The sequence below is a fragment of the Vicinamibacteria bacterium genome (assembly GCA_035620555.1).
Taxonomy (GTDB): Bacteria; Acidobacteriota; Vicinamibacteria; order Marinacidobacterales; family SMYC01; genus DASPGQ01.
The window spans coordinates 1-5,821 of sequence record DASPGQ010000214.1; the positions used below are offsets into that span (position 1 = coordinate 1).

Here is a 5,821-nt window from a genome sequence, read left to right on the forward strand (position 1 = left end):
TTGCGATGGTCACGCTTTTTCGCTTCCTCGAGACGGGCGAGATGCTCGGCAAGGCTCTTCTCGTCGAAGAAGGTCGTCGCGTAGATGCGTTGCATCGGTGCGTTGGCCTCGTCACCCTTCCAGTAGGCGGCGGAGCTGCCGAGCACTTTGATCGCTTTGATGATCCCTGTGTCGGGCACGTGCGGGCCCTCGCAGAAGTCGTAGAATTCGCCCAGTCGATAACAAGAGACCACGTCGTCTCCCTTTTCTTCGACGAGCTCCATCTTGAAAGGTTGCCCCATCGACTGGAACCGGGCGACGGCTTCTCTCTTCGGGATCTCCTCTCGCTCGAAGGGGACCTTTCGAGACGCGAGCTCCTTCATCTTGGCTTCGATCTTGTCCAGATCCTCGGGAGTGAACGGCTCGTCGCGGGCAAAGTCGTAGAAGAATCCGCCTTCGATGGGAGGCCCGACTCCGTACTTCGCCTCGGGGAACAACTGCATGACCGCCGCGGCAAGGAGATGGGCGGAGCTGTGTCGAAAAATCTCGAGCGTCTCGTCGTCCGCGGGCGTGAGAATGCGGACTTCCGCGTCGCGATCGATGGCCCGGGAGAGATCGAAGGGCTCCCCGTCGACGAGCGCGGCAACCGCTCGGCGCGCGAGGCCAGGCGACAGCTCCTCGGCGATCTTGCCGGCCGTCACACCGCGGGGGAACGTCCTCGCGGATCCGTCCGGGAGTCTCACTTCGATTCGTTCGCTGCTCATCGACCTCGAAAACAAAAAGGCCCGCGGCGCATGCGCCCGGACCTCCCTTTCGCCAAATGGTAGGCGCGGGCGGATTTGAACCGCCGACTTCTACCGTGTCAAGGTAGCGCTCTCCCCCTGAGCTACGCGCCTGTCTAAACTCAACTTCGACGCAGTCTAGCAGCGGTCCTGTTGGCTGTCAAGACGGCAACCATTTGTTTCATATAAGGATACGCAGAGGAGGAGGGGCAGGACGCCATATCTCGTCTCTTTGACTTGTACGGACTCGAGAGGAGATAATGCCCAGAGCCCAAAGTTTCCAGCTCAGCTCGATGGCCACCAATCCGCGGCGTCCGCCGGCCCCGACAACCGAGTCCAGCTCCGTACCCAACCTTCTCAGCATCCTCAAAGAGGAGGGAATGCTGAGCCCTCAAGAAGAGGAACAGGCGATCCGTTTCATGCGCGTCCAGGACCTCAACGAGGAGGCGGCAATCCGAAGGTTGGGGACGCTGAGCGAGGACGACATCGCCCAAGCCGTGGCGCGGCACGCGGGACTTCCCTACCTCAAGATCAATCCTCTCGACCTCGATCTGGACGTCGTCACCAGCGCGCTACCCGCTCCGTTCGCCCGCAAGCACACCATGTGCGCCGTCTCGAAACACGGAAACACCGTCACCCTCGCCATCGCGAACCCTTTCAACCGCGCGCCCCTTAGAGACCTCCAGCAATTCGGGGGGCTCGAGGTGAAGCTCGTCGTCGCCTCCCGGCGAGACATCGAGCTGGTGAACAAGGGATTCTACGACCTCAAGAGCTCGCTCAAAGCCGCGGAATCGCAGCTGACCGAGGGACGCCTCTCATCCATCGACGTGACCAACCAGGAGTTCCTCTCCGGGCCCGCCGTCGAGATGGATCCCACGATGCAGCCCGTGGTGACCGCGCTCGACAACATGTTGAGCCACGCCTTCGATCAGCGTGCGTCCGACATCCACATGGAGCCCAAGAGGAACATCGCCCTCGTGCGACTGCGCATCGACGGCGTCCTCCACGACGTTCACGTCATTCCCAAAATCGTCTACCAGGCGGTCGTCAGCCGGGTGAAGATGCTGTCAGGACTGAACATCGCGGAGAAACGCCGGCCCCAGGACGGGCGGATCAAGAGAACGGAAGCGGGCAAGGAGATCGAGATCCGGGTCTCCACGATGCCGACGGTATTCGGGGAAAAGGCGGTCTTGCGCATCTTCGATCCCGAGATTCTGCTCAAATCGGTCGAGGAGCTCGGGTTCTCGGCGACCGAGCTTCCGCGTTTCACTTCCTTTCTCGAGCACCGGGAAGGCATCATTCTGGTAACCGGCCCGACGGGAAGCGGAAAGACCACCACGCTCTACTCGGTTCTCAAACATCTCTCCCGACCCGAGGTCAACATCATCACCATCGAAGATCCCGTCGAGCTCGTGTACGACGACTTCAACCAGATACAGATCAAACCGGAAATCAACGTCACGTTCGCCAGCTCCATCAAGACGGTTCTGCGGCAAGACCCCGACATCATCATGGTCGGGGAGATCCGCGACGCCGAGACCGCCGAGATGGCGATCCAGGCAGCGCTGACGGGCCATCTCGTTCTTTCGACGCTCCACACCAACGATGCCCCTTCCGCCGTCACCCGGCTTCTCGACCTCGGCGTCCCTCCCTTCCTCATCACATCCACCTTGATCGGGGTTCTGGCGCAGAGGCTGGTGCGCTCCATTTGCCCCAAATGCGTCGAGGACTGTCGCCCCACCGAGGACGACGCGATGTCGCTCAATGCTCCGTTCGAAAAAATCAAGAACCTCACGTTCCGCCGGGGCAGGGGCTGCATTCATTGCCGGCAGACGGGCTACCACGGCCGGGTGGGCATCTTCGAGATCATGGCGGTGTCGCGGAAGATCCGGAAGCTCGTCGCATCTCAGGCCGCGGCGCCCGAGATCGTGAGAACCGCTCGCGAAGAGGGTATGAAGGCCCTGAGGGAGTCGGCGATTCAGAAGCTCGTCCGGGGTGAGACGACCGTCGCGGAAGTGATCCGCGTCACCAGCCAGTGAGCTACGCGAGCGAAGCTATTCGGCTACCTCGGTGAACGATACGGCCTGGAACCGCATGACCCTCGTCCGGTCGTCGCCCCAGCTCGCCGCGGGCAGACCGGCTTTGATGCAAGTCTCGTCGAGGAACCGAGCTCGGTCCCAGTTTCGCTCCACCGCCACGCGAGGCAGAAGGAGCCCTCGAGCGGAGTCCCGTTCGACGATGAGCCCGTCCCGGCCGATCTCGATCTCATCGGGCCGGCACAAGCGAACCGGCGGGGTGAGCACGGTGATCGTGATGCGCACCAAGGCGAGCTCCTGCTTGTTCATCCGCTCGAAACGCGGATCCTCGGTCGCCGCCGCGACCACCGCTCGGCGGGTGAGCACCGAGAGTGCCTCATCGGAGCGGAGAAATCCGATACAACCGCGAAGCTCTCCATCGCGCTCCAGGGTGGCGAACAACCCACCAACCGGACCCGGGGCTCGGACCTGGGTCTCGTTTGCGAAAGGCCCGATGCCGTAATGCGCCAGGAGCTGCGCTCGCGCGAGCGCCACGAGTTTCAGTCCTTCCTCGGGGTCGAGAATCATTCTCTATCCGTCACGGTAGAAAGCCGCCGACAAATACCCGACCACGGCCCCGGTATCGCCCGTGGCATCGCCAGAATCGGCGTAGCGGAGCACTTTCGACTCCTTGGCGCCGAGAGAGCGCGACGCCGCCATGATCGAGACGATCGGCCCTCCCCCGCAGGCGTGGCGCGGATTGTCCTCCAGAGCATCGAAGAGAGCTTCGGGGGCGAACCCACGGACGGCCGCGAGAACGGTCTCGTCGAGCCGCCTCGCCCGCGGGCGGGGTTGGTAATGTGAGAGATCGGAGCTTGCTATCAGGAGCACGGCACGCGATGACGACGCCGCGGCGGCGAGGGCCTTCCCCGCGAGGTCGACGAGCTCTCGACTCTGGTTTCCCATCATTACGGGAACGATTCGGCATCGAGGGAGAACTACCTGGAGAAACGGGAGTTGCATCTCGAGGCAATGCTCCTGATCGTGCACCTCCGGCATCGCGCGAAATCGATCCGAAGAATCGAGCAGCTCTCGCGAGAGCTCGGCGTCGATGGCAACCCGACCGAGCGGCGTCTCGAACGCCCCGGCGGGAAAGACGGCGAGCGCGTCGAAGAAGACGCGATGAGAGGGACCGAGGAGAATGACGGTCTCGACTTCCGTTTCGCGGAGGATGCGATAGGCCGACGCGGCGACTCCGCCCGAGTACTCGAGACCGGCGTGGGGGACCACGAGGGCGAACACTCGTTTCCCGTCGAGGCTTTCGCGAGACTCGTTCAGGAGGCGCAGCACGAGCGCGCGAAGGGTTTCCGGCTCGCCCGGGTACCACGTGCCCGCGAAAGGCGAAGGCCGCAACCGTTCGGAGCCGTCGATCATGACTTTATCGCGACAAATAGAAGCTCGCGCCGAGGACGAGGATGGCCAGGACCAAAACGATCAACACCAGCAAGCTGGCTCCGTGTGCCTCGAGGTAGCCCATCGCTCGCTCGCCGTAACGCACCGCGAGGAAGGCCTCGCCGAAGTAGCGCACCGAGCGGCCCAGTGCGATAGCCGCAAGAAATCGTTGATACGGTAGCCCGAGCACGCCGGCCGACAACACGAAGATCTTGAACGGGAATGGCGGTGGCATCACCGCGGGCAGGACCACCGCCAAGGCGCCGTAGCGACCGAACACTCCAAATACCCGGGCGATCTTCTTCTCGGCGAACCGGCGCTCGAGCATTCGGTGACCTTTGTAGCGAGCCAGCCAAAACAGGAGGCTCCCCCCTGAGGCGGAACCGAGCACCATCATGAGTGCGTAGTAGTACGCCAATTCGGGAAAACGGGTGCCGAAATAGACCAGGAGAACGTCGTTGATCTCGGGAAGGGAAAGGAGCGAGGAATCGAAAAACGCGATGACGAAGAGGCCCAGCCCTCCGGTTAGGCTCCCGAGGTCGCGGGCCAACCCGTCCAGGGTCTCGGCGACGTTCTCCATCCGCACCGGCCATTATACCGGCGCCCGGGCTCACTCCAAGCGAACGGGAACGAACAGGAAGCTCGACTGACCGCCGCCCACCCGCTCGATGCGGAGAAGCAAATCCCCGCCCGATGGCACGTCCGCCAGGATTCGCTGGAGATCGTCGACATTTCGAACCGCTTGGCGATTCGCCTCGATCACGATGTCGCCTCGGGTCAAACCCGCATCGTCTGCTGGCCCGTTCGGATCGACTCCGACCAGCAGGACGCCCGCGCGTGACGTGGATCCAATCTCGTTTGCGAGCTGCTCGGTCAGATTCTGCCCGCTGATCCCGAGCCGACCCTTGTCGGATTCGAGCTCGACGGGCGCGGAGCTCGCCTCGGTCTCGAAATTCCGTCGGTCGAGGGTCACCTGGGTCGTGCGCAATTTACCGTCTCGATAGTACTTGATCTCCACCGTTTGTCCCGGCCTCACATCCCCCACCAGGTGAACGAGGTGCGTATTGGATTGCACGGGGTGGCCGCCGAGCTCTACGATGACGTCTCCGATTTCCAGTCCCGCCTTTCGCGCGGGCGATTCCTCCCCCACGAGCTCCGCCACCAGGGCGCCCTTTTGCCCCTCGAGCCCGAAGCTCCTCGCCAGCTCCGGAGTCAACGGTTGGATACTGACTCCCAGCCAGCCACGGCTGACGGACCCTTCGGCGACGAGCTGCTCGTAGACTTTGCGCGTCATATTCGCCGGGATCGCGAACCCGATGCCCATGCTTCCCCCGGAGTTGGAGATGATGTTCGAGTTGATGCCGACGACTTCGCCCTTCATGTTGACGAGCGGCCCGCCGGAATTACCGGGGTTGATCGCCGCGTCGGTCTGGATGAAATCGTCGTAAATGCCCTGGTTGATCACGCGCCCCTTGGCACTCACGATGCCTGCGGTGACCGTGTGTCCGAATCCGAAGGGATTCCCGATCGCGAGCACCCACTCGCCGACCACGAGGGCGTCGGAATCCCCGAAATTGACGAAGGGGAAGGACT

Annotated in this window: 6 protein-coding genes and 1 tRNA gene; 1 reads left to right on the forward strand and 6 read right to left on the reverse strand. The window is 62.8% G+C overall.

Going from position 1 to position 5,821, the window contains the following annotated elements:
• Window positions 1-743 (reverse strand): TGS domain-containing protein (locus tag VEK15_08510; GenBank protein HXV60722.1); only part of this gene is annotated, 743 nt, incomplete at its 3' end.
• A gap of 57 nt (window positions 744-800) precedes the next feature.
• Window positions 801-875, reverse strand: a tRNA-Val gene (locus VEK15_08515).
• Between the two features lie 146 nt (window positions 876-1,021).
• On the opposite strand from VEK15_08515, the gene VEK15_08520 reads away from it, so the two are divergent.
• Window positions 1,022-2,800 carry an ATPase, T2SS/T4P/T4SS family gene (locus VEK15_08520; protein ID HXV60723.1) on the forward strand — a complete coding sequence of 593 codons (1,779 nt, stop codon included), beginning with the start codon at window positions 1,022-1,024 and terminating at the stop codon, window positions 2,798-2,800.
• Between the two features lie 15 nt (window positions 2,801-2,815).
• Here the strand turns inward: VEK15_08520 and amrA are convergent, their stop codons facing one another.
• The 4 genes from amrA to VEK15_08540 all read right to left on the reverse strand — a co-directional run.
• Window positions 2,816-3,364 (reverse strand): AmmeMemoRadiSam system protein A, encoded by a 549-nt coding sequence (amrA, locus tag VEK15_08525; GenBank protein HXV60724.1) that lies wholly within the window; start codon window positions 3,362-3,364, stop codon window positions 2,816-2,818.
• 3 nt (window positions 3,365-3,367) lie between these two features.
• A complete protein-coding gene (gene amrB / locus VEK15_08530) occupies window positions 3,368-4,210 on the reverse strand; it encodes an AmmeMemoRadiSam system protein B (protein HXV60725.1) in 843 nt (280 codons plus the stop codon).
• 4 nt (window positions 4,211-4,214) lie between these two features.
• On the reverse strand, window positions 4,215-4,808 hold the full coding sequence (locus tag VEK15_08535; GenBank protein HXV60726.1) for a VTT domain-containing protein: 594 nt from the start codon (window positions 4,806-4,808) through the stop codon (window positions 4,215-4,217).
• 30 nt (window positions 4,809-4,838) lie between these two features.
• The coding region (locus VEK15_08540) for a PDZ domain-containing protein (GenBank protein ID HXV60727.1) at window positions 4,839-5,821 on the reverse strand (983 nt) is incomplete at its 5' end.